Consider the following 26,700-nt stretch of genomic DNA (forward strand, 5'->3'; position numbering starts at 1 on the left):
GATGGGTGTTCCGGCCCCTATTGATCCTTGTACGGGGCACGGGCGGGCATACTGAACGGCTCAGGGGGCGGGCCGCCGCCGGCCCGCCCCGGTGCTGATTCCCAGGAGGTCGCCTCATGTCCCTGGCCGTGCTCACGAGCCGCGCCCTGTCCGGTTTGCAGGCCCATGCCGTGCGCGTCGAGGTTCACGTGGGGGCTGGCCTGCCGGCGTTCCACCTGGTGGGCCTGCCCGGCGCGGACGTGCGCGAGAGCCGCGAGCGCGTGCGCTCGGCCATCGTCAATAGCGGGTTCGAGTTTCCGGCGGGGCGCATCACGGCCAACCTGGCGCCGGCCGAGTTGCCCAAGGAGTCCGGCCGCTTCGACCTGCCCATCGCGCTGGGCGTCCTGCTGGCTTCGGGGCAGGTCGCGGCGCCCGGGGGTGAGGCCCCCGATCTGCGTGCCTACGTGTTTGCCGGGGAATTGTCCCTGACCGGCGCCATCACCGCCGCCGGCGCACCGCTGGCCATCGCGCTCCAGGTCGCGCGCAGCGCCCCGGGCGCCATTCTCGTCCTGCCCCCGGATGCCGCGTCGGTGGCCGCCCAAGTGCCAGGGCTGACGGTCCTGCAGGCCGGCACATTGAGCGAGGTGGTGGGGCATTTTTCGGGTGCGGGCGCCCTGGACGCCGCGATTGCACCCGTGCCGGCGGCGCTCGATCCGGCCGAGCTGCCCTGCCTGTCGGATGTGCGTGGCCAGGTGATCGCACGCCGCGCGCTCGAGATCGCGGCGGCGGGGCGTCACAGCCTGCTCATGTGCGGCCCGCCGGGAGTGGGCAAGAGCATGTTGGCCCAGCGCCTGCCGGGCATTCTGCCGCGGCTGCCAGCCTCTCAGGCGCTCGAGGTGGCCGCCGTCCTGAGTGCCGGCGGACTCGAGTGCGTGCACCCGGGTGCGCCGCCGTTTCGCGCGCCACACCACTCGGCCTCGATGGCCGCGCTGGTGGGCGGGGGCGTGCGGCCGCGCCCCGGGGAAATCAGCCTCGCCCACCATGGCGTACTGTTCCTCGATGAGTTGCCCGAGTTCGAGCGCCGCGCGCTCGAGGCTCTGCGCGAACCCCTGGAAACCGGCCATGTTTCGATTGCCCGGGCTGCCGGGACTTGCCGGTTTCCGGCGGATTTCCAACTGGTCGCCGCCATGAATCCCTGTCCTTGCGGCTGGCGGGGGCACCCCCGTCGAGACTGTCGCTGCACGCCCGAACGCATCGAGCGCTATCGCGCGCGCCTGTCGGGTCCTCTCCTCGATCGCATCGATTTGCACCTGGCGCTGGCGTCCGAGGAGGTTTGGGCCCACGCGCCCGCGGGGGAGCCCTCGGCGCAGGTGCGGCGGCGGGTGGCAAGGGCACGCCGCATCCAGCTCGAGCGCCAGGGCGTGCCCAATGCCGCTTTGAAGGCCGCCGCCCTGCAGCGCCATGCGCGCCTGGACGACGTGGGCCTGACCCTGCTGGCCGAGGCCGGCCGCCGCTGGGCCTGGTCGGCGCGCGGCGCCCATCGCGTGCTGCGAGTGGCGCTCACCATCGCCGATCTGGCTGAGGCCCCGGGCGTCCGGTCCGGACATCTCGCCGAGGCCATGCGCTACCGACCCGAGACGTCCTGAGCGAGTAAAATGAGGGATTGACACCACATCGCTGGACGGAGGCTCCATGATCGCGCCCAATCAATGGTTGGATGATTTTCAAAAGAACATGTCCGAGCTGCTGGCCAAGACGCCAGCCGCCGATATCGAGCGCAACATGAAGGCGCTGATGGCCCAGACTTTCGCCCGCATGGATCTGATCACCCGCGAGGAGTTCGACGTGCAGGCCGGCCTGCTGGCGCGCGCCATCGACCGGATCGAGACGCTCGAGGCGCGCGTCGAGTCGCTCGAGCGACTCGACAAGTCAGAATAATCCATCATATAATCAATGGCTTTTCCTTGATCATTCAGGTTGGATCGCCTGGGTGATTCTTAAATGGAGAGGCGTTAGGGGGCGCATACCCCCTTAGCCCGTTTGGTCGCAGGTTGCGCGACACAAGCGGGGGTTTGCAAGCGCGAATCCCAGGTCGGTGAAGCACCCATGCCGGATCGGCGGGTCACCTGGTTTCGTAAGTCAACAGAGTATCGTCATGCCCAAGATGAAGAGCAAGAAAGGCGCCGCCAAGCGCTTTAAGGTTCGCGGCAGTGGTTCCATCAAGCGCGGCCAGGCTTTCAAGCGTCATATCCTGACCAAGAAAACCACCAAGAACAAACGTCAGTTGCGCGGTTCGACCGCTGTCCATGACTCAGATGTCGCCTCGGTTAAGGCGATGTTGCCTTTCGCCTGATCGGAGAATCATATGCCTCGTGTCAAACGCGGCGTCACCGCACGTGCACGCCATAAAAAAGTCCTCAAGGCCGCCAAGGGTTACCGTGGCCGCCGCGGCAACGTATTTCGGATCGCCAAGCAGGCGGTCATGCGCGCTGGGCAATATGCCTATCGCGACCGCCGCAATAAAAAACGCACCTTCCGCGCCCTGTGGATCACCCGTATCAACGCGGCCTGCCGCGAACTGGGCGTCTCCTACAGCGTGTTCATCGCCGGCCTGAAAAAGGCTTCGATCGACCTGGATCGCAAGGTCCTGGCCGATATGGCCGTCCGCGACAAGGCAGGCTTTGCCGCCGTCGTCGCCCAAGCCAAGTCCGCGCTGGCCGCCTGACCGGCACAGTTTCATTGCCGATTCTGTATCATTGCGAACGGGGCTCGTGTGGGCCCCGTTTTGCATGCATAGATGGACAGCATCATGACCACTACGCTCGACGAGCTGATCACCCAGGCCGGGGACCGATTCGCCCTGGCGGCCGACGCGGCCGCCCTTGAAAATGAAAAAGCCGCGTTCCTCGGCAAGCAAGGTTCGCTGACTGCACTGCTCAAGGGCTTGGCGGGGCTGGATCCCGATGAGAAGCGCGAGCGGGGCGCGCGGATCAATCAGGCCAAGCAGCGCATCGAGAGCCTGCTCAACACGCGCCGCGCCGAACTGGCGCAAGCGGTGCTCGACCAGCGGCTGGCGGCCGAAACCATAGACGTGACATTGCCCGGCCGGGGGCGCCCGATGGGCGGCATCCATCCGGTGATCCGCACGTGGCAGCGCGTCGAGGCGATTTTCCGCTCGATCGGTTTCGATGTCGCCGATGGTCCCGAGATCGAAAACGACTGGACCAATTTCACCGCGCTGAACAACCCGGAAAACCACCCCGCCCGCTCGATGCAGGACACCTTCTATGTGGATATGAAGGACGCCGGTGGGCTGCCGCTGGTGCTGCGCACCCATACCAGTCCCATGCAAGTGCGCTACGCCCGCATGAACACGCCGCCGATCAAGGTCATCGCCCCGGGTCGTACCTATCGCGTCGACAGCGATGCAACGCACTCCCCGATGTTCCACCAGGTCGAGGGCCTGTGGATTGCCGAGGATATCTCGTTCGCCGACCTCAAGGGCGTCTACACCGATTTTCTGCGTGCCTTCTTCGAGACCGATGACCTGACCTTGCGCTTCCGGCCCTCGTTCTTCCCGTTCACCGAGCCTTCGGCCGAGATCGACATGATGTTCACCTCGGGCCCCAACCAGGGTCGCTGGCTCGAGATTTCGGGCTCTGGCCAGGTGCATCCCCAGGTGGTGCGCAATTTCGGCCTTGATCCCGAACGCTACATCGGCTTCGCCTTCGGCTCGGGCCTCGAGCGCCTGACCATGTTGCGCTATGGGGTCGACGACCTGCGGCAGTTCTTCGAGGGCGACTTGCGCTTTCTGCGTCAGTTCAATCACTAGGGACTGGCTTCTGGCCATTCCCCAGACGGAATCCGAATCATGCAATTTCCCGAATCCTGGCTGCGCGCCTGGGCCAATCCGGAGATCGATACAGACGAGCTTTCGCATCGTCTGACCATGGCCGGCCTAGAGGTCGAGGAGGCCGAGCCGTTCGCGCCGCCATTTTCCGGCGTCGTCGTGGCGCGCATCCTCGAGGTCGAGGCGCATCCCGATGCCGACAAGCTGCGCGTATGCCGGGTGGACGACGGCACGGGCGCGTCCGTGCAGATCGTGTGCGGTGCCCCCAACGCGGCCGCCGGCCTGGTGGTGCCGCTCGCGCGGGTGGGCGCGCGGCTGCCCGGCGATATGCATATCGGCCCGGTCAAGATGCGCGGGGTCGAATCGATGGGGATGTTGTGCTCGGCCCGCGAATTGGGCCTGTCGCAGGACCACTCCGGGCTGCTCGAGCTTGATTCCGGCTTGGTGCCGGGCCGGTCGCTGCGCGAGGCGCTCGAGCTCGACGATACGGTGTTCACCGTCAAGCTCACGCCCAACCGCGCCGACTGCCTGTCGATCCTGGGGGTTGCGCGCGAGGTCTCGGCCCTCACGGGCTGCGCTCTGCGAGCCCTCAAGGTACCCGAGGTCCAGGTGGCGATTTCCGATCGCCTGGCCGTCAAGGTCGAGGCCCCGGACCTGTGCGGCCGCTTTGCCGGCCGCATTGTGCGCGGGGTCGACGCGCGCGCGGCGACGCCCGCCTGGATGAAGGCGCGCCTCGAGCGTGCGGGCCAGCGTAGCGTTTCCGCGCTGGTCGACATTTCCAACTACGTCATGCTGGAGCTCGGCCGTCCGACGCATGTGTTCGACCTGCAGCGGATCCGCGGCGGTTTGACCGTTCGCTGGGCGCGGGCGGGCGAGTCGCTGCACCTGCTCAACGGCCAGACCGTCGAGCTGGCGCCGGACGTGGGCGTGATCGGCACGGACGATGGGCTCGAGAGCCTGGCCGGCATCATGGGCGGCGAGGCCAGCGCCGTGACGCTGGACACCACCGACATCTATATCGAGGCGGCGTTCTGGTGGCCCGAGGCCATCATGGGGCGCGCGCGCCGCTATAAGTTCTCGTCCGAGGCCAGCCATCGTTTCGAACGCGGCGTGGATTTCGAATCGATCGCCGAGCACTTGCAGATCATGACGCGGCTGGTGCTGGATATCTGCGGCGGGCAGGCCGGCCCCATCGACGATCAGATCCTGCGCCTGCCCGAGCGCGCGCCCGTGCGCATGCGCCTGGCGCGTTGCCGGCGGGTGCTGGGCGTGCCGGTCGAGGGCGAAGCCGTCGCCCAGGTATTCTCCCGCCTGGGTTTTGCGTTCGTTCGCGAAGGCGAGGATTTCGTCGTCACCCCGCCTTCGGCGCGTTTTGATCTGGCCATCGAAGAAGACTTGATCGAGGAGGTCGCCCGCATCTATGGCTTTGACCGGATCCCCGATCTGCCGCCGCTCGCCCGGGCCAAAATACGCACGGTTCCGGAAACCCTGTACGGCCCGCACGCCATGCGGGCCGCGATGGCGGGGCTGGATTACCAAGAGGTCATCAATTTCTCGTTCGTCGAGGAGGCCTGGGAGCGGGATTACGTCGGCAATGCCGATCCCATCCGGCTGCTCAACCCGATCGCCAGCCAACTGGCCGTGATGCGCTCAAGCCTGATCGGCGGCCTGCTCGACAACATTGCCCATAACGCCAAGCGCAAGCAAAGCCGCGTAAGGGTCTTCGAGCTTGGCCGCGTGTTCTCCCGCGATCCCCGGGTGGCCGACGGAGACCTCGAGGTGGCGGGGGTTGCCCAGCCGATCCGCCTGGCCGGTGCCGCGTGGGGCCCGGCCGTGCCCGAGCAGTGGGGCGAGGCTGTGCGCCCAGTGGACTTCTTTGACGTCAAGCGTGACCTGGAATCCTTGCTGGGTGCGCGCGGCGCGGGCCTGCGCTGCGAGCCGGCCGCGACTCCGGCCCTGCATCCAGGACGCTCGGCACGCCTGCTGCTCGATGGGCGGGTGATCGGCTGGCTAGGCGAGGTTCACCCGCGCTGGGCGCAGGCGCTGGATCTGGCGCACGCGCCGGTGGTCTTCGAGGTCGATGCGCGCCAGCTCGGCGAGCGCGTGTTTCCGCGTCCCGCCGAGCTGTCGCGGCAACCGGTCGTCGTGCGCGACCTGGCCGTTTGGGTGGACGCCGGCGTAGCCTGGCAAGCCATTCTTGACACTCTTTTACACCAGATCGCCACCGATGTTGCGCTCTCGGTGGTCAAAGACATTAAACTGTTCGACATCTGGCGCGACAAGAACGATGCCCGGACCAAGAGCCTTGCGCTGCGATTCTGGTTCCAGGGGCAGGATGCGACGCTGGATGATCGCCAGATCGAATATTGCACGCAACGCCTGCTGGATGCGCTGGTGCAGGCGCATGGGGCTCGCTTGCGTTCCTAGGAGGGCTGTTTGTGAATACGGATCGTACCCTGACCAAGGCCGACTTGGCCGAGCTTCTGTTCGAGCGGGTGGGGCTGAACAAGCGCGAGGCCAAAGACGTGGTCGACACCTTCTTTGCCGAGATCCGCGACGCGCTGGTGAATGGCACCGAGGTCAAACTCTCTGGTTTCGGCAGTTTTCAGGTGCGCAACAAGCCGCCGCGCCCGGGCCGCAATCCCAAGACCGGCGAGGTCATCCCCATTGCGGCGCGCCGCGTCGTGACCTTCCACGCGAGCCAGAAGCTCAAGGACGGCGTCGGTCAGGCGGGAGGTGAACGCACATGAGCACCAGCAGCCCTGCGCCCGTCGTTCTGCCGCCGATTCCAGCAAAACGCTATTTCACCATTGGTGAGGTCAGCGAGCTGTGTGGCGTCAAGCCACACATCCTGCGGTACTGGGAGCAGGAGTTCACGCAGCTCAAACCGGTCAAGCGCCGGGGCAACCGCCGCTATTACCAGCACCATGAGGTCCTGTTGGTGCGCCGCATCCGCGACCTGCTCTACGAGCAGGGGTTCACGATCGCGGGCGCACGCAACCGTCTGGGCGATGGCGGCGAGATGCCGCACGACCAGGACGCCGCGGTGCGCCTGACGGCCGCCGAGCTCCAGGCCTTGCGAGGCGATCTGCAGCATATCCGCGAGAGCCTGTCCCAGGCGCTTGGGGATCGGTCGTCCGTGTCCCGGCAGACCAGCGGCCTGCTCGATCTGTAACCCACCCGCCAAGCCTTTGCGTATCCCGGCGGCGCCTCAGCGCGCCGGCTGCGAGGGTATCGGCAGCGCGGGGTTGACGGGGGTGAGCTGCAAGGTGCGCTCGGTTGCTTTCTGGGGGGCGGGGCGCAGCAGCGCCATGCCGATCACGGTCGCCAGAGCCAGGGTGGCCAAGACGGCCGCCACGGCGGCGACCCGGCCGCGGCGCAGTCGCGTGGGCCGCTTGTGGCGGGCGCGGGTGGCTGCGACGGTGCGACCCTCGAATATGACCGGCGCGTCGTCGGACGCGGCGGCGAACCCGAGGCTCGCCTGAATCCGGGCCTGGAGCTCGGGGGCGGGCGGCAGGCCCGGCAGTTCATCGGCGATGTCCAGCAGGTAGGCTTCCCACTTGAGGGCGCAGGCGGCGGCAGCGTCATCCTGGGCGAGCCATGCCTGGATCGCCGCCGTGTCTTCTGGCGGGGTGAGGCCCAGCACGCATTCGGCGATGTCGAGATCGGTGTAGGCGCGGGACGGGGCTTTCATGCGAGGATCGCCTGATCCAGTTGCGCCAGCGCCCGGCGGGTTTCGGTGCGCACGGCGTCCTCGGTCCCGCCCAGGCGGGCGGCCAGTTGCGGATAGTCGAGCCCGTGCAGGTAGGCCAGCCGCAGGGCTGCCCGCGGGCCTTCGGGCAGGCGGTCCAGCGCCTCGGTCAGTCGGGTGTGTGCCCGGGGCTTGGCCGGCTCGGGCAAGGGCCTGGCCGGATCGGGGCGCGGGCCTTGCCGCAGGTGTGCCAGGGCACGGTAGCGCAGGATGCTGTAGATCCAGGCCCTGGCCGTACCGATCGCGGGACTGTAGCCGGCGGCGTTGCGCCAGATGAGCACGAAGGTCTCGTGCACGAGGTCTTCGGCCCGCTCGCCCAGCATGGCGCGGCCCAGCGCCAGCATGGCGGGGGCCTCGTGCGCATAGAGCGCCTCGAAGGCGGTCCGGTCCCCTGCGGCGCAGGCCGAGAGTTCGCCCTCGTAGTCGAATACGGAAACAGTCATACAATCATTCCCAGCCGATTCCCGGCCGATTTTTGGGCATGCCGATTTCCGTATTGTATGCGCTGCCCGCCTTCTTCCGTGGTCCTTCATGCCTCGTTTTCATACCGCTCCAGCGCCCGCGCGGCGCGATGATTGGCAAACCTTGCGCGCGCTCTGGCCCTATGTCTGGGCCTTCCGGGGGCGGGTCGCGCTCGCGTTCGCCTGCCTGGTGCTGGCCAAGCTCGCCAATGTTTCAACGCCGCTCTATCTCAAGGACCTGGTCGATGCCTTGGGCATGCCCGCGAACCTGCTGGCCCTGCCCGTGGCGGCTCTGCTGGGCTATGGTCTGGCGCGCCTGTCAACCAGCGTGTTTGGTGAACTGCGCGATGCCTTGTTCGCACGCGTGACACAAGGCGCCATCCGCCGGGTCGCGAGCCAGGTGTTCGAACATCTCCTGTCCCTGTCGCTGCGCTTTCACATGCAGCGCCGCACCGGAGGTCTCAGCCGCGACATCGAGCGCGGTACCAAGGGCATCGGCTTCCTGCTGAATTTCACGGTCTTCAACATCCTGCCCACCTTGCTCGAGATCGCAATGGTGACCGCGGTGCTGTTGTGGCGCTACGACTGGACCTTTGCCGCCCTCACGCTGGGGACGATCGCCGCGTATGTCGCGTTCACCTTGCTGGTGACGGAGCGGCGCATGGTTTATCGACGCAGCATGAACGCGCTCGATAGCCAGGCCAACGGCAAGGCGGTCGATGCCTTGATCAACTACGAGACGGTCAAGTATTTCGGCAACGAGGCCTACGAACACCGGCGCTACGACCAGGACATGGCGCGTTGGGTCGATTCGGCGGTGCGCAACCAGGTATCGCTTAACCTGCTGAACATGGGGCAGGGCGTGATCATTACCCTGGGCATCACGGCGCTGTTGTGGCGTTCCGCGGCGGGTGTGGTGCAGGGCACCATGACCGTGGGCGACGTCGTGCTGGTCTCGGCCTATCTGACCCAGCTCTATGCGCCTTTGAATTTCCTGGGCTTCGTGTATCGCGAGATCAAGCACGCCCTGGCCGACATGGAGCGCATGTTCGATCTGCTGGACAATCGCCAGGAGGTTGCCGACCAACCGGGTGCGCGCCCGCTGGCCACGCGTCGGGCGGCGCTGCGCTTCCAGGACGTGGTCTTTGGCTACGAGCCCGACCGCCGGATCCTCCACGGCGTGAGCTTCGACGTTCCCGCCGGCGCGACGGTGGCGGTGGTGGGCGCCTCGGGCGCCGGAAAATCCACGTTGTCGCGCCTGTTGTTTCGCTTCTACGACGCCGATGGCGGCGCGGTGCTGGTCGACGGACGGGACGTGCGCGGCTATACACAGGCGAGTCTGCGCGCCCACATCGGCATCGTGCCCCAGGATACGGTGCTGTTCAACGACACCATCGCCTACAACATCGCCTATGGCCGGCCCGGCGCCGACCAGGCGGCCATCGAACGCGCGGCTCGGGCTGCTCACATCCACACCTTCATCCAGTCCCTGCCCAAGGGCTACGACACACCGGTGGGTGAGCGCGGGCTAAAACTATCCGGCGGCGAGAAGCAGCGCGTGGCCATTGCCCGCACCTTGCTCAAGGATCCGCCCATCCTGGTGTTCGACGAGGCGACCAGCGCACTGGACACGCGCACCGAACGCGCCATCCAGGACGAGCTTGCCCAGATTGCCCGGAATCGCACCACGCTGATCATTGCGCATCGGCTATCCACCGTCGTCGATGCGGACCGGATTATTGTGCTCGAGGCCGGACGGGTGGCCGAGGAGGGCGACCACGCCAGTCTGCTGGCCCTGGACGGCCGCTATGCGAGGATGTGGCGGCTGCAGCAATCGGGCCAGGAAACAGACGTGGGTATTTGACCGATACAGTACCGAAGTAGTACTATTTAGCTGTCGATTCAACCCCCCCGGACCCCCCATGCTGCGTATCAGCAAAATCGTCGATTACGGCATCCTCGTGCTCACGCACATGGCGGCCCACCCGACGCACGTGTGCAGCGCGGCCGAGCTGGCCGGTGCATTGGGCCTGGGCCAGCCGATCGTCAGAAAAGTCCTCAAGCTGCTGGCTCAGCACAGCCTGGTGGCGAGCACCCGGGGTGCCCATGGCGGCTACCGGCTGGGCCGACCCGCCCAGCGCATCAGCATCGCCCAGATCATCGACGCCCTCGAGGAACAACCCTTCGGCCTGACCGAGTGCACCGCCCTCCCGGGTGCGTGCAGCGTCGAGGAAGCCTGTCACATCCGGTCGCACTGGCAGCGCATCAACCTCATGGTGCGCCGCACGCTCGAGGGCGTGTCGGTGGCCGACATGGTTCAGGGCGAACCCATCCATCCTGTGCGCACCCCCGTCGGGGTGCGCATCACCGCGGCCAATACCCCGACATGGAGTCTGCCTAAATGAGTACCGTCAACGACAAGCTCGATTCCTTTCTCGTTCGTGATTACGAGGCGGGTTTCGTCACGGAGATCGAATCCGTCACCTTCCCCAAGGGTCTGGACGAGGACGTCATCCGCCGCTTGTCGGCGGTCAAGCGGGAACCGGAATTCATGCTGGAATGGCGCCTGAACGCCTACCGCGCGTGGCTCAAGATGCCCCGGCCCAAGTGGGCCAAGGTCGACTTCCAGGAGCCCGATTTCCAGGACATCAGCTATTACTCGGCGCCGAAATCCAAAAAGGACGGCCCCAAGAGCCTGGACGAGGTTGATCCGGAATTGCTGCGCACCTATGAAAAACTGGGCGTGCCGCTGCACGAGCGCGCCAGGCTCGCGGGCGTCGCCGTCGATGCCGTGTTCGATTCGGTGTCGGTTGCCACGACGTTCCGCAAGCAGCTTGCCGATGCGGGTGTGCTCTTCTGTTCGTTCTCCGAGGCGGTGCGCAATCACCCCGATCTCATTCAGAAGTACATGGGCACGGTCGTTCCCCCGGGTGACAATTTCTACGCCGCGCTCAACTCGGCCGTGTTCTCGGACGGCTCGTTTGTCTACATTCCCAAGGGTGTGCGCTGTCCGATGGAGCTGTCCACGTACTTCCGCATCAACGCGGCCGACACGGGGCAGTTCGAGCGCACGCTGATCATTGCCGACGAGGGCGCGGTCGTCAGTTATCTCGAGGGCTGTACGGCGCCGATGCGCGACGAAAACCAGTTGCACGCCGCGGTGGTAGAGCTGGTTGCGCTCGAGGATGCCCGGATCAAGTACTCCACCGTGCAGAACTGGTATCCCGGCGACGAGAACGGCGTGGGCGGCATCTACAACTTTGTAACCAAGCGCGGCGACTGCCGCGGTGCCCGCTCGCGGATCTCCTGGACCCAGGTCGAGACCGGATCGGCGATCACCTGGAAATACCCCAGCGTGATCCTGAGGGGCGACGATTCGACCGGTGAATTCTATTCGGTGGCCGTCAGCAATCACTACCAGCAGGCCGACACTGGCACCAAGATGATCCACATGGGCCGCAATACGCGCAGCACCATCATTTCCAAGGGAATCTCGGCCGGCCACGGCAGCAACACCTTCCGCGGCCTGGTGCGCATGACGCCCAAGGCCGAGAACGCCCGCAATTACACGCAGTGCGACTCGCTGTTGATCGGCAAAGAGTGCGCCGCGCACACTTTCCCGACCATCGAGGTCCAGCACCCCAGCGCCAGCGTCGAGCACGAGGCCACGGCCTCGCGCATCGCCGAGGATCAACTGTTCTATGCCATGCAGCGCGGCCTGTCGGCCGAGGATGCCGTGTCGATGATCGTCAACGGTTTCTGCAAGGAAGTTTTCAAGGAATTGCCCATGGAGTTCGCCGTCGAAGCGCAGAATCTGCTCGGCGTGAGTCTGGAAGGCAGCGTCGGTTAAGGAGCCCACTCATGTTGAACATCAAGAATCTGCACGCCTCGGTCGAAGACAAGGCAATCCTCCACGGCCTGGATCTCGAGGTCAAGGCGGGCGAGGTGCACGCCATCATGGGGCCCAACGGCTCGGGCAAGAGCACCTTGTCGCAGGTGCTGGCCGGCCGCGAGGACTATAAAGTCACCGAAGGTTCGGTCCAATTCGAGGGCCAGGACCTGCTGGCCATGCCCATCGAAGAGCGCGCCCGCGCGGGTATCTTCCTGGCCTTCCAGTATCCAATCGAGATCCCGGGCGTCTCCAACGCCTATTTCCTGCGTGCGGCGGTCAACGCCGTGCGGCGCCAGCGCGGCCTGCCCGAGCTCGACGCCATGGATTTCGTCAAGCGCGCCAAGGCTGAAATGAAATTGGTCGACATGCGCGACGAGTTCCTGTATCGCGCGGTCAACGAAGGGTTCTCGGGTGGTGAAAAGAAACGCAACGAGGTTCTGCAGATGACCCTGCTCGAGCCCAAGCTCGCCATCCTCGACGAAACCGATTCGGGCCTCGACATCGATGCCCTCAAGGTTGTCGCCGACGGTGTCAATCGCCTGCGTTCGCCCGAGCGTGCCATGATCGTGATCACGCACTATCAGCGTCTGCTGGATTACATCGTGCCGGATTACGTGCACGTGCTGGCCCAGGGACGCATCGTGCGCTCGGGCGGGCACGAACTCGCCCTTGAGCTCGAGGAACGCGGCTACGGCTGGACCGAGACCCAGGGGGGGCGCCCGGCGGCTAAAGGAGCGGCCGCATGAGCACCGAGCTGCAAGTCTGGACCGAGACCTTCGGCCGCCGCGCGGGCGCACTGCCCGGCGCACAGATTCCCTGGCTCGCGGATTTGCGGCGCCGGGCCATGGATCGCTTTGCCGCCGAGGGCTGGCCTCACACCCGCCTGGAGGCCTGGCGTCACACGTCGCTCGCGGCGCTGGCCCAGCAGTCCTTCGAGGACGGCGGCGCACAACCGGTGACCGGTTTGGTGAACGAGCTGCGCGCCGATGAGGGCGGTTATTGGCTGGTGTTTGTGGACGGGCGTTTCGATCAGGCCCTGTCCCGTGTCGGCGACCTGCCCGCGGGCGTCGTCCTGCAGCCGATGTCCGAGGCGCTTGCCGAGCATGCCGAGGATATCCAGCCGGTGCTCGGGCAGGCCAGCGACGGCGCCAGTTCCTCGGCGCTGAACCTGGCCCTGGCCAGCGATGGCGCTTTTCTGAAACTGCCGCGCGGCGCGGTGCTCGCCGAACCCGTGCACCTGGTCTGTGTGGCGGCGTCGCCGCGCGCCTCGCAGTTTTTGCGGCACGTGGTGATCGCCGATGACGCGGCGCAGGCCACCGTGGTCGAGCATTACGTCGGCGTGCCGGGGGCCGCGAACTTCAGCCACGCGGCCACCCGCCTGGATCTGGCCCGCGATGCACGCATCACTCACCTCAAGTTGCAGCAAGAGTCCGAGCAGGCATGGCATCTCGGCGATATCGAGGCCAACCAGGCCCAGGGGTCATACTTCGCCTCGCACTCGATGTCCCTGGGCGCCCGGCTCGCGCGTCACGACATTGCGACCCATTTCACGGGGCAGCGCGGCGAGACCCTGCTCAACGGCCTGTACTACGTGGACAAGCGCCGCCATGTCGATCACCACACCTTGATCGGTCACGCGCAGCCGCGCTGCGTGAGCCACGAATCTTATCGCGGCATCATGGCCGACACCTCGCATGGCGTATTCAGTGGCCGCATTCTCGTTGCGCCTGGCGCGGACGGCACCGATGCGGTCCAGCGCAACGACAGCCTGCTGCTGTCGCGCCTGGCCAAGTCCGATTCCCGGCCCGAGCTCGAGATCTATGCTGACGATGTCAAGTGCGCGCACGGCGCGACGGTCGGGCAGATCGATGCCGACAGCCTGTTCTACTTGCGCTCGCGCGGGTTGGATGAGGCGCGCGCCCGTGACATTCTGATCTATGCGTTTGCGGCGGCCAGCGTCGCCCGCATCGAGGCCGAGCCTCTGCGGCGACGCGTCGAGCGGGCGGTGCGGGCGATCCTGCCGGGCGACATCGCCACCGAGGTGGCCGCATGAACGCACCGCAACCCGCCCTCGCATCCGGCCTGCTGGATCTGGCCGGCGATTTCCCCATCCTCGCGCAACCGGTGCGCGGCCGCCGGCTTGCCTACCTGGACAACGGCGCGACCACGCAAAAACCGCAGGCGGTCATCGACGCCATGGATGCGTTCTATGCGCATTCGAACGCCAACATCCATCGGGGCGTGCATTGGCTGTCGCAGCACGCCACCGACCTGTACGAGCAGGCTCGCGAACAGGTGCGCACACTGTTGAATGCGGCCGACAGCCAGGAAATCATTTTTACCCGCGGCACCACGGAATCGATCAATCTGGTGGCCCAGACCTGGGGCCAGCGCCTGCGGGCGGGGGACGAAATCCTGGTCACGGGCCTGGAGCACCATTCCAACATCGTCCCCTGGCAACTGCTGTGCGAGCGCAGCGGCGCCGTGCTGCGCGCCGCGGCGGTCACCGACTCGGGCGAGCTCGATATGGCCGATTTCAAGGCGCTGCTCGGCCCGCGTACGCGGCTGGTGGCCCTGGCCCATGTCTCCAATGCGCTGGGCACCGTCAACCCCGTCGAGGAGGTCGTGCGCCTGGCCCGCGGGGTCGGCGCGCGGGTGCTGATCGACGGCGCTCAGGCCGTTGCTCACCAAGCGGTCGACGTCCAGGCCCTGGATTGTGACTTCTATGCTTTCTCGGGCCACAAGCTCTATGGCCCGACCGGTATCGGCGCGCTTTACGTGCGCGCCGGGATCCTGGCGGATCTGCCGCCCTGGCAGGGCGGCGGCGACATGATTCGTACGGTCAGCTTCGAGGGCACAACCTATGCGGACGGCCCGCAGCGCTTTGAGGCGGGCACGCCCAATATCGGTGGTGCCATTGTGATGGGCGCGGCGATCGAGTACCTGCGTGGAGTCGGCCTGGGGCGCGTCGCCGCCCACGAAGCGGCCCTGCTGGCCGAGGCCACCGAGCGCATGACGGCATTGCCGGGTATTCGGATCGTCGGAACCGCGCCGCACAAAGCGGGAATCCTGTCCTTTCTGGTCGAGGGCATCCATCCCCACGACTTGGGGACGATCCTCGATACCGAGGGGGTGGCCATTCGCGCGGGTCATCACTGCGCCATGCCCCTGATGACGCATTTTGGCATTCCCGGGACCGCTCGCGCCTCGTTCGCCCTGTACAACAGCAGCCAGGACGTCGACGCCCTGGTGGCCGGTGTGCGCAAGGCTCAGAAACTGTTCGGAGTCTGAGCCCATGGACGAGCAATACGATGGCCTGCGCGAGCTTTATCAGGAAGTCATCTTCGACCACAACCGCAATCCACGCAATTTTCATGCGATGGCCGACGCCTCGCATCGCGCGGACGGCCACAATCCGCTATGCGGCGATCAACTCACCGTCTATGCGCGTCTGCGCGACGGCGTGATCGACGAGGTCAGCTTCGTTGGCCATGGCTGCGCCATCTCGACCGCCTCGGCTTCGCTGATGACCGAGGCGGTGCGGGGCCGCCGCATCGACGAGGCCGAGGCCTTGTTTCGGGACGTCCATGCCATGCTGACCGAGGCGCATCCAGACTGCGACTTGGGCAAGCTCGAGGTGCTGTCGGGCGTGCGCGAGTTCCCCGCGCGCGTCAAGTGCGCAACGCTGGCCTGGCACACGCTGCACAACGCCATCACGCTTGCCAGAGATACCGCCCGCACCGAATAGAGGATATGCCATGAACAGCTATACACGCCAGGAAGTCGTCGTCAGCCGGGACGTGCCGGCGGTCACCGTGCCCTACGGCTCGCCGGTGACCATCGAGGCCGGCTGCGATGCGGTCATCACCCAGCAGTTGGGGGGAACCTTCACCGTCATGGTCGAGGGCAATCTGTACCGCATCGAGGGGGTGGATGCGGATGCGCTCGGCTTGGAGCCGATCGAGGACATTACGCACACCCACGATGGGCCGGCCACAGCGGAATCCGTCGAGGACGCGGCCTGGACCATGCTCTCGACCTGCTACGATCCCGAGATTCCCGTCGACATCGTCAACCTGGGGCTGGTCTATACGTGCAAGATCCTGCCCGCGGGCGCTCCCGAGCGCTTTCGCATCGAAGTCGAGATGACGCTCACGGCCCCGGGCTGCGGCATGGGCACCATGATCGCCGACGAGGCGCGCAACAAGCTGCTGAACATCGAGGGTGTGGACGAGGTGACCGTCGATCTGGTCTGGGATCCGCCCTGGAGCCGCGAGATGATCAGCGAGCCGGCGCGCCTGCAGCTCGGCTTGCTCTGAGGCAGTGCCCCCGGCCGGGCGCGCCGGGGCGACGCGTAGGCAAGGGGGGCTTGGCCCGGTTTGATGGCCGTCATTGACGCGCCATCCAAAACTTGTATAGTGGTGTCGAAATTTCTCAGGCTCGGACGGAGTCGCCGCCACCGAGCCGCCATTGCCTATTTCGCATTCCATGCCAGGAACCGCCCACGAAGTCTATCCGAACGCCGCCTCTGCGGTGCCGCCGGTTGCTCTACGCAATCAACTGGACGATATCCTGAGCGGTGAAAGGCTGACCCCGGTCTTCCAGCCGATCGCGCGGATACGGCATGCGACTTTGCTCGGCTACGAGGGATTGATCCGCGGGCCGGACGACAGTCCCTTACACATGCCCGAGGCTCTATTCCGGGCCGCGCGTGCAGCAGGTCGAGGAATCGAGCTCGAGTTCGCGTGCTGCCGAGCGATCCTCCGCCGGTTTGCGGCGCTGGGCTTGCCGGGGAAGCTGTTCCTCAACATCAGCCCGGTGGCACTCGTCGCCTCGCGGGACGACCACACCGGGCCCCCGGGCTGGCTCGCGCAGGCCGGGATCGAGCCCCGCTGCGTGGTTTTCGAGATTACCGAGCAGCACGACGAGTCCGAGGGACGACACCTGATCGAGGCCGTCGCGTGGTATCGGGCCATTGGCCTGCGATTCGCGATCGACGACCTCGGCGAAGGGTGCTCGAGCCTGGGCCGCTGGCTCGATCTCAGACCAGAGTTCATCAAAACCGACCGGCGTCTCGTGCGCGGCATCGATGGCGATCCGCTGCGCCAGCAGTTCATCCGCTCCTTGTGCGACATGGCCAGGGTCACCGGAGCCCAGGTGGTGGCCGAGGGCATCGAGACCGAGGACGAACTGGGCTATCTGGCCGAGCAGGGCATCAGTTGCGGTCAGGGCTATTACATCGCGCGTCCGGGTCCGGCGCCGGCGGGCGCGCTCGCGCCCGAGGTCGCGCACTGGCTGGGCGGACGCGCGGCCCGACCCGCGAGTCCGCTCTCGCCGGGCGAGGCGGATCCCTCCGATGATGGCCGGGCCCTGCGCCTGCTGCGGCGGGCGCCCTCGGTCGAACCCACGGTTTCAAACCTCGCGGTGAGCGAGTTTTTCCATGCCAATCCGCAGTGGCACACCATTCCAGTGGTTCAACAGGGCATCCCGGTTGGCGTCATCACGCGCAGCGCGCTCATCGAACGTTTTGCGCAACCCTACCAGCGCGAGATCTTTGGCGGCAAACCCTGCTCGCTGATCATGGACGACAAGCCGGTGATCGCGGACATGAACACCTCGCTGACCGCGCTCAGCCGCCAGTTGATCCAGGCCGACGGCTATGGCCTGGTCAATGATTTCATCATTACGAGCAGTGGGCGCTATCTCGGCATCGGGACCAGCCAGGACCTGCTGCGCGCGCTGAACGATCTGCAAATCCTTGCGGCGCGGCACGCCAACCCACTGACCCAACTGCCGGGCAACGTTCCCATCGGCCGCCGGATCCAGCGCCTGCTGGACCAGCGGGAGACCTTTGTGGCGTGCTACGCCGACCTGAACCATTTCAAGCCCTTCAACGATGTGTTCGGCTATCAGCGCGGCGACGAGATCATCCAGCTCACCAGCCGCCTCCTTGCAGACAGCATCGATCCCGAGCGGGATTTTCTCGGACACATCGGCGGCGACGATTTCCTGATTCTGTTTCGCAGCGAGGACTGGGAGGCGCGCTGCCGCGCCGTCCTGGCCGACTTTCCGGGGATAGTGGACGGACACATGCGGGCGAGCGGTCCGGGTGGCGATTTTTCTCAGGGCTATATGGCCGAGGACCGCGTCGGCCATCGCCGGTGCTATACCTTGCCCAGCCTGTCGCTGGGTGCCGTGCGCGTCGAACCGGGTGCATACGATTCGCACCACCAGATCGCACGCGCGGCGACCGAGGCCAAGGCACAAGCCAAGAAGCAAGGCGGTAACGCCCTGTTTATCGACCGCCGCAAGGCCGCGCGGCTGTCGCGCATCGTCTGAGGCGGCCCGGCCTCAACCCTCGCGGCGGCCTAGATTTTTTGTGCTAGAATGCCTGTCTTTCGGGGCGTAGCGCAGCCTGGTAGCGCACTTGCATGGGGTGCAAGGGGTCGCGAGTTCGAATCCCGCCGTCCCGACCACGAAAAAGCAGTCAAAACAAGGGCTTACAGATTTCGGTCTGTAAGCCCTTGTTCTTTTTGCCCAACTTAGCCGCGCGGGCCTCGGCGTACGGCTTTCAGTGTTCCTTCATTCCCGCCGCCGCAGAAAAACCGATCGCCTGCGTCTGATTCGAGCCCCGAGACGTCGATTCCTGCCGGCATTTCGATGCGCTCCTGCACGTCCCCCGTTGCCGGGTCGATGCGTCGAATATCGCTGGCTCCATCCTGCCAGGTGGCATGCCAGAGCTCGCCGTCGACCCAGGTGACGCCGGTGACGAAGCGGCTGCATTCGATGCTGCGAAGCACCGAGCCGGTGTCCGGATCCACCTGGAAAATCCGGTGTCCCCGGTGCAGGCCGACCCAGAGCGCGCCTTCGGCCCAGGCGAGCCCGGATGCGTCGCCGTGTCCCGGTGCCGGGATCATGCCCAGTGTCTGGCCGGTCAGGGGGTCGATTTTTCGAATGACGGTACCCGCGATCTGGAACAGATGCTTACCATCAAAGGCCGTGCCCGCGTCCGCCGCGACATCAAGGGTATCGACAATGCTGCCGCTGTCGGGGTCGAGCGCATGCAGGCGGTCGCCGGCCGCAAACCAGATTTTGCGGCCATCGAAGCTGACTCCATGTACGCTGTCGACTCCTGGAAAGGGGCCGTACTCGCGGAGGATATCGGCTCTTGAATTCTTCACGGATGCCATTCTACGATGGTGTCGACAATGTGGGAAACAGAGGGTCGGTCGGGAAACCGGGCACATTCGGTGCCATCCAGCGGCACGCGCGGCCGCGGCCGCAGGACTCGACCTCGCCGGCCTGCGACAGGGCTTCGAGCGCGCGCTGGACGCTGCGGGTGCCGACGCTGAGCGCCAGGGCCAGCGACGAGCTCGACCATGCCTCGCCATCGGCGAGCAGCGCCAGCAGGCCGGCGTGCCGTCCCTCGACCGGCGGCACGAGGACAACGACCGGCCCGGGACCGCGGGGCGTCAGCCGATAACCCCGCGTCGTTGCGGACAGTTCCGCCGCCGGCTCCAGCGCCTTGCGTAACCGTCCGATCTCCACCCGCAGCCGCGCACGATAAGACTCGTCCGGGTCCCGCGCCCGGAACGTGCGGCACAGCAGCGTTTCGCGGGCGACATCCTCGGGCCATGCTTGCGCGAGCGTGCGCACCAGGGTGAACAGCACCGGGCGGCCGCTCAGTGGCACGAGCAGGGTCCCCGCCCGGACCGTGCGGCGGCAGGCGTCGATGACCAGGGCATCGGAGGCGAGGAGGGTCTCGACCTCGGCGAGAGTGAGCGGTTGCTGGCCCTCGGGCCCGATCTGGTGCGCCGCGGGCGCCGCAAAGAGGTGTATCGCGCGCTCGACCTCGGCGACCAGCGCCGGGATGCCCGTCCCGCAAGCCGCCTGATAGGCCCTTTCGAGCGCCGTGCGCGCTGGGCCCGCTTGGATGCGCCGCATCGCAATGCCGGCCGCCACCAGCCAGTATCCGGCTTTCGAGGTATATGGCAGGGCCTCGGTATCGAGCGTGCCGATGATCCGTTCGGCCTCGGCCAGGCGTCCGATCAATAGGAGCCGCCGAGCGTCGAGGTAGCCCGCATGCGCGGCGTTCACGGCATCGCCGTGGGCTTCAAGTGCGGTCCGCGCTTCGTCCAGCATTTGCGCGAGTCCGCCGAGATCGCGTGAGACCAGCGCGATCTCGGCGGTGGCGACGGCGCATCGTGCCCGGGCCGCCCTATCGTGTGGTGCAAAGGCACGTTGCGCGTCACGCAGCAACACCCGGGCGCGGACCAGGTCGCCGAGTTGCGCCATCGCGATCCCGCGCAGTGCAAGGGCCGATGGATCGCCGCGCAATGCGATGTGTGTCAGCGCGGCCAGCGGATCGCCCGCCGCGAGCGCGCGCGCGGCGAATGTGATCAGCGGATCCATCGGAATCCCGCCATATTTGTCACTCTCGCCCGGCGTTTGACTCGACTTACCATGTCCACTCGGCCCTGTGGAATCAGGGAATTTCAACCATAGACCGGGAGGTGGGAAATGGCAACGTCCACGACCACAGGCATGGCATACCGGCGAGCGGGGTGGGCACGCATCGGGGCCGACTGGCTCGCCTATGCTGCCGCCCCCGCTTTTGCGCTCATGGCGCTGGTCGCGGCGGCCGATCCCACGCTGATGCTCTGCCTGCCGCAGCAGGAGGTCTCGCGGTTCGGTGCCATGACCGTGATGTATCTGCTGATGAGCTTTTTTCACCTGCCGCCCTGGCTGGGGCTGTTTGCCTCCATCGGGCGCGTATCCAACGATCATTGAAGGAGAATGCAATGGACCATCCCGTCGTTTCACGCCAAGAATGGCTGCTGGCCCGCCAGGCGCTTTTCTCCAAGGAACGCGCCATGACCCATGCGCTCGATGCGCTGCGCACGGAGCGTCGCGGACTGCCCTGGGTCCGGATCGAAAAGCCTTACGTCTTCGATGGGCCCGGGGGCGCCTGCTCGCTCGGCGATTTGTTCGAGGGCCGCCGCCAGCTCGCAATCTATCACTTCATGCTGACGCCGGGGTCAGGGCATCTGTGTCCCGGTTGTTCGTACACCATGGATCATGTCGATGCCGCTAGGCGGCATTTCGAGCACGCCGACTTGTCCTTCGCGGCGGTGTCCCGCGCACCGATCCGGCAGATCGAGGAGGCCAAGCGCCGGATGGGCTGGACCTTTCCGTGGGTGTCTTCTGGCGAGGGCGATTTCAACTATGATTTCGATGTGTCGTTCACCGAGGTGGACCGCGCCCACGGCCGCGCAGCCTACAACTATGGCCTGACGACGATTCGCAATAGCGCGGATATGTTCGGGGTCAGTATCTTTGTCAAGAACGAGGTGGGCGAGGTCTTCCACAGCTATTCGACCTATCATCGGGGGATCGAGCTGCTGTTGGGGGCGTTCAATTGGCTCGACCTGACGCCCGCGGGCCGCAACGAGGCCGATGGCGTCATGAGCTGGGTGCGCTTGCACGATGAATATTGACCAGAGAGGGGGCGCTGCGGTGCGCGGAACCATCAACATTACATACCTATCCGACGATTGGCGCGGTGTCGCCTTATCCAATCACTCGGGGCCTGGATATTCAGCATGAGACCGGCGAGGCGCCGGCACCGGATCGTACCTCGCTACCGGCCGATGTCTTCTGCCGCATCCTGGCCGATATCCGCGCAGCGGGGTAGGGGCGCCGCCTTTGGGGATGCCGCGGCAGCGGAGCCGGATCCGAGCCGTCGCGCGCCCTCGGGAATACGGGCATGGACGTCGGCGTGGATTGCGCTTTGCGGGTGCGCGGGCCACAATGTCCAGCTTTGGACCATCGCTTCGGGCCATCGGGTCCGTACGTATCATGACCCTTCGCGCGGGCCCGCCTGATAGCGGCGTCGAATCGAATTATGCCTGGATGCGCCTGCTGGTCACGCTGGCGGCGGTCACGATCGGCAATGTGGGCATGTACGCCGCCAGCATCGTGCTGCCGTCGATCCAGGCGGATTTCGGGGTGGATCGCTCGGGGGCATCGCTGCCCTATGCCGTGACGATGATCGGGTTCGGCATCGGGGGCATCCTCATGGGCCGGCTGTCGGATCGTTTCGGGGTCTTCATCCCCTTGGTGATCAGCGCCCTGGGCCTGGGCGCGGGTTTTGTCCTCGCCGGCATGGCCGGCGGTATCGGCACCTTCAATCTGGTGCATGGGGTGATGATCGGCCTGTTGGGGTCATCGGCGACATTTGCGCCGCTGGTGGCCGACGCCTCGCATTGGTTCACCCGTCGGCGCGGCATCGCGGTGGCGATCTGCATGAGCGGCAACTATCTCGCCGGGGCGGTCTGGCCGCCGGTGATGCAGTATTTCGTTGAGATGGTCGGTTGGCGCCAGACTTATGCGGGCATCGGGGTGTTCTGCGTGGTCAGCCTGCTGCCGCTCGCAGTGTGTCTGCGGCGTCGCGCCCCGTCCACGGAACTGCCGCTGCCGGGCGTGGTGCCTGCGGCCGCCCGAGCGCCGCGCCTTGGCGCCGGGGATCTGAATCGGCCGCTGGGCTTGTCGCCGAACACGCTGCTGGCGCTGTTGTGCGTCGCGGGGGTGGGATGCTGCGTGGCGATGGCCATGCCCCAGGTTCAGATCGTGGCCTATTGCAGCGATCTGGGTTATGGCGCGGCCAACGGCGCGAACATGCTGTCGCTGATGCTGGGCATGGGGATCATCAGCCGGCTCGCTTCGGGGTGGCTGTCCGACCGCATCGGGGGTTTGCGCACGCTGCTGCTGGGATCCTTGCTGCAAGGCCTGGCACTGTGGCTATACCTGCTCAATCAGGGCTTGCTGTCGCTGTACGTGGTGTCGGCGCTGTTCGGCCTGTTCCAGGGCGGCATCGTTCCGGCCTATGCCGTGATCGTGCGCGAATATTTTCCCCGCGAGGGCACCGGCGTGCGCATGGGCACTGTCCTGATGGCCACGCTGCTGGGCATGGCGCTCGGGGGCTGGCTGTCGGGCGCGATCTACGATTGGTCGCTGTCGTATCGCGCGGCGTTCATCAACGGCATTGCCTGGAACGCACTCAACGCCGTGATCGTGATTTTCCTGCTGATGCGCGCCCGTCCGGGCGGAATGCTACGGGCGGCGGCGTGAACGCTGCTTGCGGGGGTGTGGCACCGCCGGCCTTGCCGCGGGCCAGCGGAACGCGCGACGGGCGGTCCGTTCGACGCCCCGCCGTGGGCCGCCGGGGGCAGCTACGCCGCTTGCTGTCCTGCCGGAAGTCGCGGACCGTGCGGCGGCACGGCGTCGTCCGTCATCTGTAGGCCGCCGGGTGGGACGGAGACGTCCCAGCGGCCTCTGGATGATTCCAGATTTTCGCGGTCTTGAGAGACCATGGATCGCACCTTGGCCATGGTCCACCCGAGGGTCGCGCCCCGCAGGATGGCCTTATAGACCGCGGCATTGCGGCTATTGACGTCCAGCCGCTGATACAGGGCCTCGGCGTGCGCTTTGGCAGTGGCCGCCGAGATGTTCATGGTTCGCCCCACGGTCTTGATGGGATATCCCTTGGACAATAGCACCAGGACCTCGTATTGCCGGGGCGTCAGGCCGAGGAGCTCGGATTCCTCGATGTGGCCGATGGCGCTGCGGGTCTCATCGGACGTTTGCCAAGTGTCGGCGCTGGCCGGCTGGCAGAACCGGGGATGCAGGCGGCTGTAGGTGCCGCCCGCCAGCAGCAGGCCCACCAGGGCTCTGAGGACCTCGGGGGTGATCTCATTCGAAACGCAGGTCACCGTCAACGGCAGCGTGGCGAGGGCAGGCGGGTTCTGGGCATCGACGATCATCAGAATGGCGGGAGGCCGGTGATGCTGCTGGAGCCAGTTGATGATTTCAGTGCGATGCTGGCGCACGCCTGCCGAGATGATGGCCAGGTCAATGGCTTCCGGATGAGAAGGGGGACTTTGAGCGGGATCGGGGATGTCCATTCCGAGGACTCGACAGCCGGCCTGCCCCTCGGACAGGATGGCGCCAATGCTGTGGCGGATCAATGGCAGCGGTTCGATAAGCAGGATGGTTCGCATGTTGTTCTTTTCCGGTGATCGAGGCGCGGATGGGTATGAGCGCGGGCGGGTAGACCGATGATCGAGCGGCGGAGCATATTGAATTTATTGGATTGTCCATATCATTTCGCATGGCTTGCCGGAGGCGGGGGGTCGGGGCACTCAAAGTGAAAAGCCTGGCTGAACGCGCCTACGCCGTAGACGGTGAGCTCGATGCCGCAGGAATCCTCAGGACCGTAATTGAGCGATACCCGGCCGAGGGCCGCGGGCACGCCGCCGGTGAGGTTGACGGTGCCGCCCTGGCCGACAACGGTCCTGCCATCTGGCCCGTCGCGCCGCGCCGTGACCCGGTAGCGCAGGGTGGTGTCATGCTCGGTCTGGATGTGTGGAATGACGATGGCTGGCTGCGAGCCATCGATCGTTTCGAGCCAGGCTCGTAGGTTGGCATCCGTATCCATGGCGATCCCTCCTGTGGGCGCGGATAAGGGCATGCGGCAGGCTTGCTATTCTAAAATCCCCCCCGAAGCGAGGTTTTTGCCCGGGGAGGGAAGCGCTGCCTTCAATGCTGGTTGACGTATGCGTTGTTCATAAAGCCCGTCTGTGTCACGGTGGCTGAATAGCCGTTGCCCTGTTGCAGGACCACGGCTTCGTTGCCATAGCCGTTCTGCGTGATGGCCGCATACAGGTCTCTGCCGTCTTGCTTGATGTAGCCATCGTTCTTGGAGCCGGATTGCGAGATGCTGGCGGTATCCCATGCGCCACCATGGCCGGACTGGACGATGCCCGCATCGTTTTGCCAACCGTACTGGTTGATGGTGGCGGTGGCGTTGCGGCCATCCTGCGTCACCCAGGCGGTGTTGCCGCCCCAGCCGCCGTTTTGATTGATGGTGGCGGTGAGGTTCTCGCCCTGCATGTAGCCGTGATACCAGTTCCAGGAGCCGGACTGATCGATAGTCGCGTCATCGTGGCTGGAGGCCTGATAGATGGTCGCGTGCGCATTGGCAACCCCTTGCTGAACGACGACCGAGTCATTGTAGTTGCCGAAGGTCGAGATCGAGGCGCTGGTATTTGTGACGTACTGTTGCTTAATGTAGGCGTCGTTGCCATCGCCCGAGCTCGTGATGGATGCCGAGGCGCCGTTGTTGTCGGACTGCTGGACCACGGCATCGTTGAAGCTGCCGGTCTGGCTGACCGTCGCGGTGTCGTACGCCATGGCGGCCGGCATGCCCCCGTAGACGAGGGCGACGCCCAGGGCCGCTGCTGAGAGTTTGATGATCATTGTGCTTCTCCTGGTACTGGTTTTGGAGCCTGATCGAAGGGTCCCCCAGACGCCGGCTCCTGCGCGTCTGGAGGGGGCTGCCCTCAGTGCGTGTCCGGGGGCAGGGTTCGGGTTTCAGGGGCGCTGGCCGGTTCGGGGCCGATCGACAGCAACGAGCCTTGTGGCTCGTCGTCCATGTATTTCCGGATGATCGGCGAGGCCAGGTCCGCCTCATTGTTCAGCAGCCAGTTGTGGTCCTTGATGCCCTGGACGGTCAGGTACAGGACAGCGGCTTCGATGGCTTCCTTGACACAGAGCTGGGTGGGTTCGTTGCTGGTGATGCCGCCCTCGATTTCCAGCAGGTCCTTGAAGTTCACGAATTTGTAGACGCTGGGCCGGATCTCATACGAAAAGATGGTCTTGGTGGTCGCCACGGTCTGTAACACTTTGCCCGTGCGGGTGTCGATGCTGCGCAGGCTGATGGTGACCTGATCCATCCGGTATTGGGTGGACAGGCCCACGCCCAGGAATCGTGCGCCCAGGCCGCCGGTGCGTATGTTGCTCTCATAGGCGATGATGCCGCCGTCGATCAGGATCGACGCGGGGATCAGCGAGGGGATCTGGATCGGCGGGGCATTGCTGGGCTGCGAACCGTCCAGCGCGCGCACGATGCGCCGCTCGGTGAGCAGCTCCTGCAGGCTCTCGCGCTCCACGGGTACGAACCAGCCGCTGTCCTTGAGCGCCTTGATCAGCATCGAGGCCGCGCCCTGGGTGACCGAGGTCGAGAACGAGCTGTCGGGCGAGGGCTTGTACTGGCCGGTCTTGTCACGAAAGCCGTAGACCGCGACATAGACCGGCCCTTTCGGCGGCGGCAGTTTCAGCAGGTCGCGCGTCGATGGCGTGGCGGGGGTCGGATGCGCGGGCGTGGCCAGGCCGATGGGCTGGTTGGGTGCCGCACAGGCGGCCAGCAGCGCGCTCAGAGCCAGGGCCAGCGCCAGGCGGCCCTGTTGGCGTGCGAGCCGGGGCATCATGAGTTCACCTGGAATTCGGTGATGGCGCCGGTGGTCTTATCGATGGTGGTGATTTTGAGCAGACCGTTGCCAATGTCGGTCACGGTGATCGTGAAGCTGTCCGTCTGGATCGTGCCGGGGTGGAACTTGCCATCGTCGCCCAGGATCTGCGAACTCACCGAGGCTGCCAGCCGGCTGAGGATGGAGCGCTCCAGCGTGTCGTTGAAGCTTTGCAGCGGGGTCTTGCTCTCGATGCCAATGTCATCCCGCCCGGCATCGGGATCGGTATGGCGGTTGGTGGCGATGGCCGAATTGAGCAGGACCGTGCCGTTCAGGGGGTTGCCGCCGAACGATGGGTTCAGGGGGTAGTACACCAGTTCGGTCGCGGCGCCCGGACCGGCCAGTGCGGCGCAGCCCAGCACGAGGGCCGCGGCACGCAGCGTATTCGATGTCATCCTCAT

General features: G+C 65.8%; 29 protein-coding genes and 1 tRNA gene. 21 read left to right on the plus strand and 9 right to left on the minus strand.

Annotation, left to right across the window (positions count from 1 at the left end):
* The first annotated feature begins 116 nt into the window (after window positions 1-116).
* From ABS761_RS11180 to ABS761_RS11215, 8 genes are all read left to right on the plus strand, one after another.
* On the plus strand, window positions 117-1,625 hold the full coding sequence (locus ABS761_RS11180; RefSeq protein ID WP_350408400.1) for a YifB family Mg chelatase-like AAA ATPase: 1,509 nt from the start codon (window positions 117-119) through the stop codon (window positions 1,623-1,625).
* A 46-nt stretch (window positions 1,626-1,671) separates the two neighbouring features.
* Window positions 1,672-1,917 carry an accessory factor UbiK family protein gene (locus ABS761_RS11185; protein ID WP_350408401.1) on the plus strand — a complete coding sequence of 82 codons (246 nt, stop codon included), beginning with the start codon at window positions 1,672-1,674 and terminating at the stop codon, window positions 1,915-1,917.
* Between the two features lie 217 nt (window positions 1,918-2,134).
* Window positions 2,135-2,332, plus strand: a complete 198-nt coding sequence (gene rpmI / locus ABS761_RS11190) for a 50S ribosomal protein L35 (RefSeq protein ID WP_350408402.1) — start codon at window positions 2,135-2,137, stop codon at window positions 2,330-2,332.
* A gap of 12 nt (window positions 2,333-2,344) precedes the next feature.
* Window positions 2,345-2,704 carry a 50S ribosomal protein L20 gene (gene rplT / locus ABS761_RS11195; protein ID WP_350408403.1) on the plus strand — a complete coding sequence of 120 codons (360 nt, stop codon included), beginning with the start codon at window positions 2,345-2,347 and terminating at the stop codon, window positions 2,702-2,704.
* Window positions 2,705-2,788: 84 nt separating this feature from the next.
* Entirely contained in the window at window positions 2,789-3,811 is a 1,023-nt protein-coding gene (pheS, locus tag ABS761_RS11200) for a phenylalanine--tRNA ligase subunit alpha (protein ID WP_350408404.1), read from the plus strand.
* Window positions 3,812-3,850: 39 nt separating this feature from the next.
* Entirely contained in the window at window positions 3,851-6,256 is a 2,406-nt protein-coding gene (pheT, locus tag ABS761_RS11205) for a phenylalanine--tRNA ligase subunit beta (RefSeq protein ID WP_350408405.1), read from the plus strand.
* Window positions 6,257-6,267: 11 nt separating this feature from the next.
* The gene (locus ABS761_RS11210) at window positions 6,268-6,579 is read left to right on the plus strand and encodes an integration host factor subunit alpha (protein WP_350408406.1); all 312 of its coding nucleotides are present in this window, start codon (window positions 6,268-6,270) and stop codon (window positions 6,577-6,579) included.
* Window positions 6,576-7,004 (plus strand): MerR family transcriptional regulator, encoded by a 429-nt coding sequence (locus ABS761_RS11215; protein ID WP_350408407.1) that lies wholly within the window; start codon window positions 6,576-6,578, stop codon window positions 7,002-7,004. Before ABS761_RS11210 ends, ABS761_RS11215 begins: the two co-directional genes overlap by 4 nt.
* Before the next feature lie 36 nt (window positions 7,005-7,040).
* Here the strand turns inward: ABS761_RS11215 and ABS761_RS11220 are convergent, their stop codons facing one another.
* Entirely contained in the window at window positions 7,041-7,523 is a 483-nt protein-coding gene (locus ABS761_RS11220) for a hypothetical protein (RefSeq protein ID WP_350408408.1), read from the minus strand.
* Entirely contained in the window at window positions 7,520-8,023 is a 504-nt protein-coding gene (locus ABS761_RS11225; protein WP_350408409.1) for an RNA polymerase sigma factor, read from the minus strand. The genes ABS761_RS11220 and ABS761_RS11225 overlap by 4 nt, the downstream gene beginning before the upstream one ends.
* Window positions 8,024-8,111: 88 nt before the next feature.
* Between ABS761_RS11225 and ABS761_RS11230 the strand changes: the two genes are divergently transcribed.
* The 10 genes from ABS761_RS11230 (at window position 8,112) to ABS761_RS11275 (ending at window position 18,409) form a co-directional block, all read left to right on the plus strand.
* Window positions 8,112-9,905 (plus strand): ABCB family ABC transporter ATP-binding protein/permease, encoded by a 1,794-nt coding sequence (locus ABS761_RS11230; protein ID WP_350408410.1) that lies wholly within the window; start codon window positions 8,112-8,114, stop codon window positions 9,903-9,905.
* A gap of 58 nt (window positions 9,906-9,963) precedes the next feature.
* Window positions 9,964-10,446, plus strand: coding sequence for an SUF system Fe-S cluster assembly regulator (locus ABS761_RS11235; RefSeq protein ID WP_350408411.1), 483 nt, complete (start codon window positions 9,964-9,966; stop codon window positions 10,444-10,446).
* The gene (gene sufB, locus ABS761_RS11240) at window positions 10,443-11,891 is read left to right on the plus strand and encodes a Fe-S cluster assembly protein SufB (protein ID WP_350408412.1); all 1,449 of its coding nucleotides are present in this window, start codon (window positions 10,443-10,445) and stop codon (window positions 11,889-11,891) included. Before ABS761_RS11235 ends, sufB begins: the two co-directional genes overlap by 4 nt.
* Before the next feature lie 11 nt (window positions 11,892-11,902).
* The gene (sufC, locus tag ABS761_RS11245) at window positions 11,903-12,679 is read left to right on the plus strand and encodes a Fe-S cluster assembly ATPase SufC (RefSeq protein ID WP_350408413.1); all 777 of its coding nucleotides are present in this window, start codon (window positions 11,903-11,905) and stop codon (window positions 12,677-12,679) included.
* Window positions 12,676-13,986 (plus strand): Fe-S cluster assembly protein SufD, encoded by a 1,311-nt coding sequence (gene sufD, locus ABS761_RS11250; RefSeq protein WP_350408414.1) that lies wholly within the window; start codon window positions 12,676-12,678, stop codon window positions 13,984-13,986. The genes sufC and sufD overlap by 4 nt, the downstream gene beginning before the upstream one ends.
* Entirely contained in the window at window positions 13,983-15,224 is a 1,242-nt protein-coding gene (locus ABS761_RS11255; RefSeq protein WP_350408415.1) for a cysteine desulfurase, read from the plus strand. Before sufD ends, ABS761_RS11255 begins: the two co-directional genes overlap by 4 nt.
* A gap of 4 nt (window positions 15,225-15,228) precedes the next feature.
* Complete coding sequence (gene sufU, locus ABS761_RS11260; RefSeq protein WP_350408416.1) at window positions 15,229-15,681, plus strand: Fe-S cluster assembly sulfur transfer protein SufU; 453 nt, start codon at window positions 15,229-15,231, stop codon at window positions 15,679-15,681.
* 10 nt (window positions 15,682-15,691) lie between these two features.
* Window positions 15,692-16,252, plus strand: a complete 561-nt coding sequence (gene sufT / locus ABS761_RS11265; RefSeq protein WP_350408417.1) for a putative Fe-S cluster assembly protein SufT — start codon at window positions 15,692-15,694, stop codon at window positions 16,250-16,252.
* Between the two features lie 169 nt (window positions 16,253-16,421).
* Complete coding sequence (locus ABS761_RS11270) at window positions 16,422-18,272, plus strand: GGDEF domain-containing protein (RefSeq protein WP_350408418.1); 1,851 nt, start codon at window positions 16,422-16,424, stop codon at window positions 18,270-18,272.
* 60 nt (window positions 18,273-18,332) lie between these two features.
* Window positions 18,333-18,409: transfer RNA gene (locus tag ABS761_RS11275), tRNA-Pro, on the plus strand.
* Window positions 18,410-18,475: 66 nt separating this feature from the next.
* Here ABS761_RS11275 and ABS761_RS11280 read toward each other — a convergent pair.
* Both ABS761_RS11280 and ABS761_RS11285 read right to left on the minus strand, forming a co-directional pair.
* Window positions 18,476-19,114 (minus strand): Vgb family protein, encoded by a 639-nt coding sequence (locus tag ABS761_RS11280; RefSeq protein ID WP_350408526.1) that lies wholly within the window; start codon window positions 19,112-19,114, stop codon window positions 18,476-18,478.
* Window positions 19,115-19,124: 10 nt separating this feature from the next.
* The gene (locus tag ABS761_RS11285; RefSeq protein WP_350408419.1) at window positions 19,125-20,345 is read right to left on the minus strand and encodes a winged helix-turn-helix domain-containing protein; all 1,221 of its coding nucleotides are present in this window, start codon (window positions 20,343-20,345) and stop codon (window positions 19,125-19,127) included.
* 108 nt (window positions 20,346-20,453) lie between these two features.
* Here ABS761_RS11285 and ABS761_RS11290 point away from each other — a divergent pair, with 108 nt between their 5' ends.
* The 3 genes from ABS761_RS11290 (at window position 20,454) to ABS761_RS11300 (ending at window position 23,063) form a co-directional block, all read left to right on the plus strand.
* The gene (locus ABS761_RS11290) at window positions 20,454-20,723 is read left to right on the plus strand and encodes a hypothetical protein (protein ID WP_350408420.1); all 270 of its coding nucleotides are present in this window, start codon (window positions 20,454-20,456) and stop codon (window positions 20,721-20,723) included.
* Window positions 20,724-20,734: 11 nt separating this feature from the next.
* A complete protein-coding gene (locus ABS761_RS11295; protein WP_350408421.1) occupies window positions 20,735-21,430 on the plus strand; it encodes a DUF899 domain-containing protein in 696 nt (231 codons plus the stop codon).
* 361 nt (window positions 21,431-21,791) lie between these two features.
* Complete coding sequence (locus ABS761_RS11300; protein ID WP_350408423.1) at window positions 21,792-23,063, plus strand: MFS transporter; 1,272 nt, start codon at window positions 21,792-21,794, stop codon at window positions 23,061-23,063.
* A gap of 101 nt (window positions 23,064-23,164) precedes the next feature.
* Here the strand turns inward: ABS761_RS11300 and ABS761_RS11305 are convergent, their stop codons facing one another.
* The 5 genes from ABS761_RS11305 to ABS761_RS11325 form a co-directional block, all read right to left on the minus strand.
* Entirely contained in the window at window positions 23,165-23,992 is an 828-nt protein-coding gene (locus ABS761_RS11305) for a LuxR C-terminal-related transcriptional regulator (protein ID WP_350408424.1), read from the minus strand.
* 101 nt (window positions 23,993-24,093) lie between these two features.
* Entirely contained in the window at window positions 24,094-24,429 is a 336-nt protein-coding gene (gene csgH, locus ABS761_RS11310) for a curli-like amyloid fiber formation chaperone CsgH (RefSeq protein WP_350408425.1), read from the minus strand.
* A gap of 101 nt (window positions 24,430-24,530) precedes the next feature.
* Window positions 24,531-25,250, minus strand: coding sequence for a hypothetical protein (locus ABS761_RS11315; RefSeq protein ID WP_350408426.1), 720 nt, complete (start codon window positions 25,248-25,250; stop codon window positions 24,531-24,533).
* Between the two features lie 83 nt (window positions 25,251-25,333).
* Window positions 25,334-26,260, minus strand: coding sequence for a CsgG/HfaB family protein (locus ABS761_RS11320; protein ID WP_350408427.1), 927 nt, complete (start codon window positions 26,258-26,260; stop codon window positions 25,334-25,336).
* Window positions 26,257-26,700 (minus strand): curli assembly protein CsgF, encoded by a 444-nt coding sequence (locus tag ABS761_RS11325; RefSeq protein WP_350408428.1) that lies wholly within the window; start codon window positions 26,698-26,700, stop codon window positions 26,257-26,259. The genes ABS761_RS11320 and ABS761_RS11325 overlap by 4 nt, the downstream gene beginning before the upstream one ends.

The organism is Castellaniella sp. GW247-6E4 (genome assembly GCF_040276065.1).
Classification (GTDB): domain Bacteria; phylum Pseudomonadota; class Gammaproteobacteria; order Burkholderiales; family Burkholderiaceae_B; genus Castellaniella.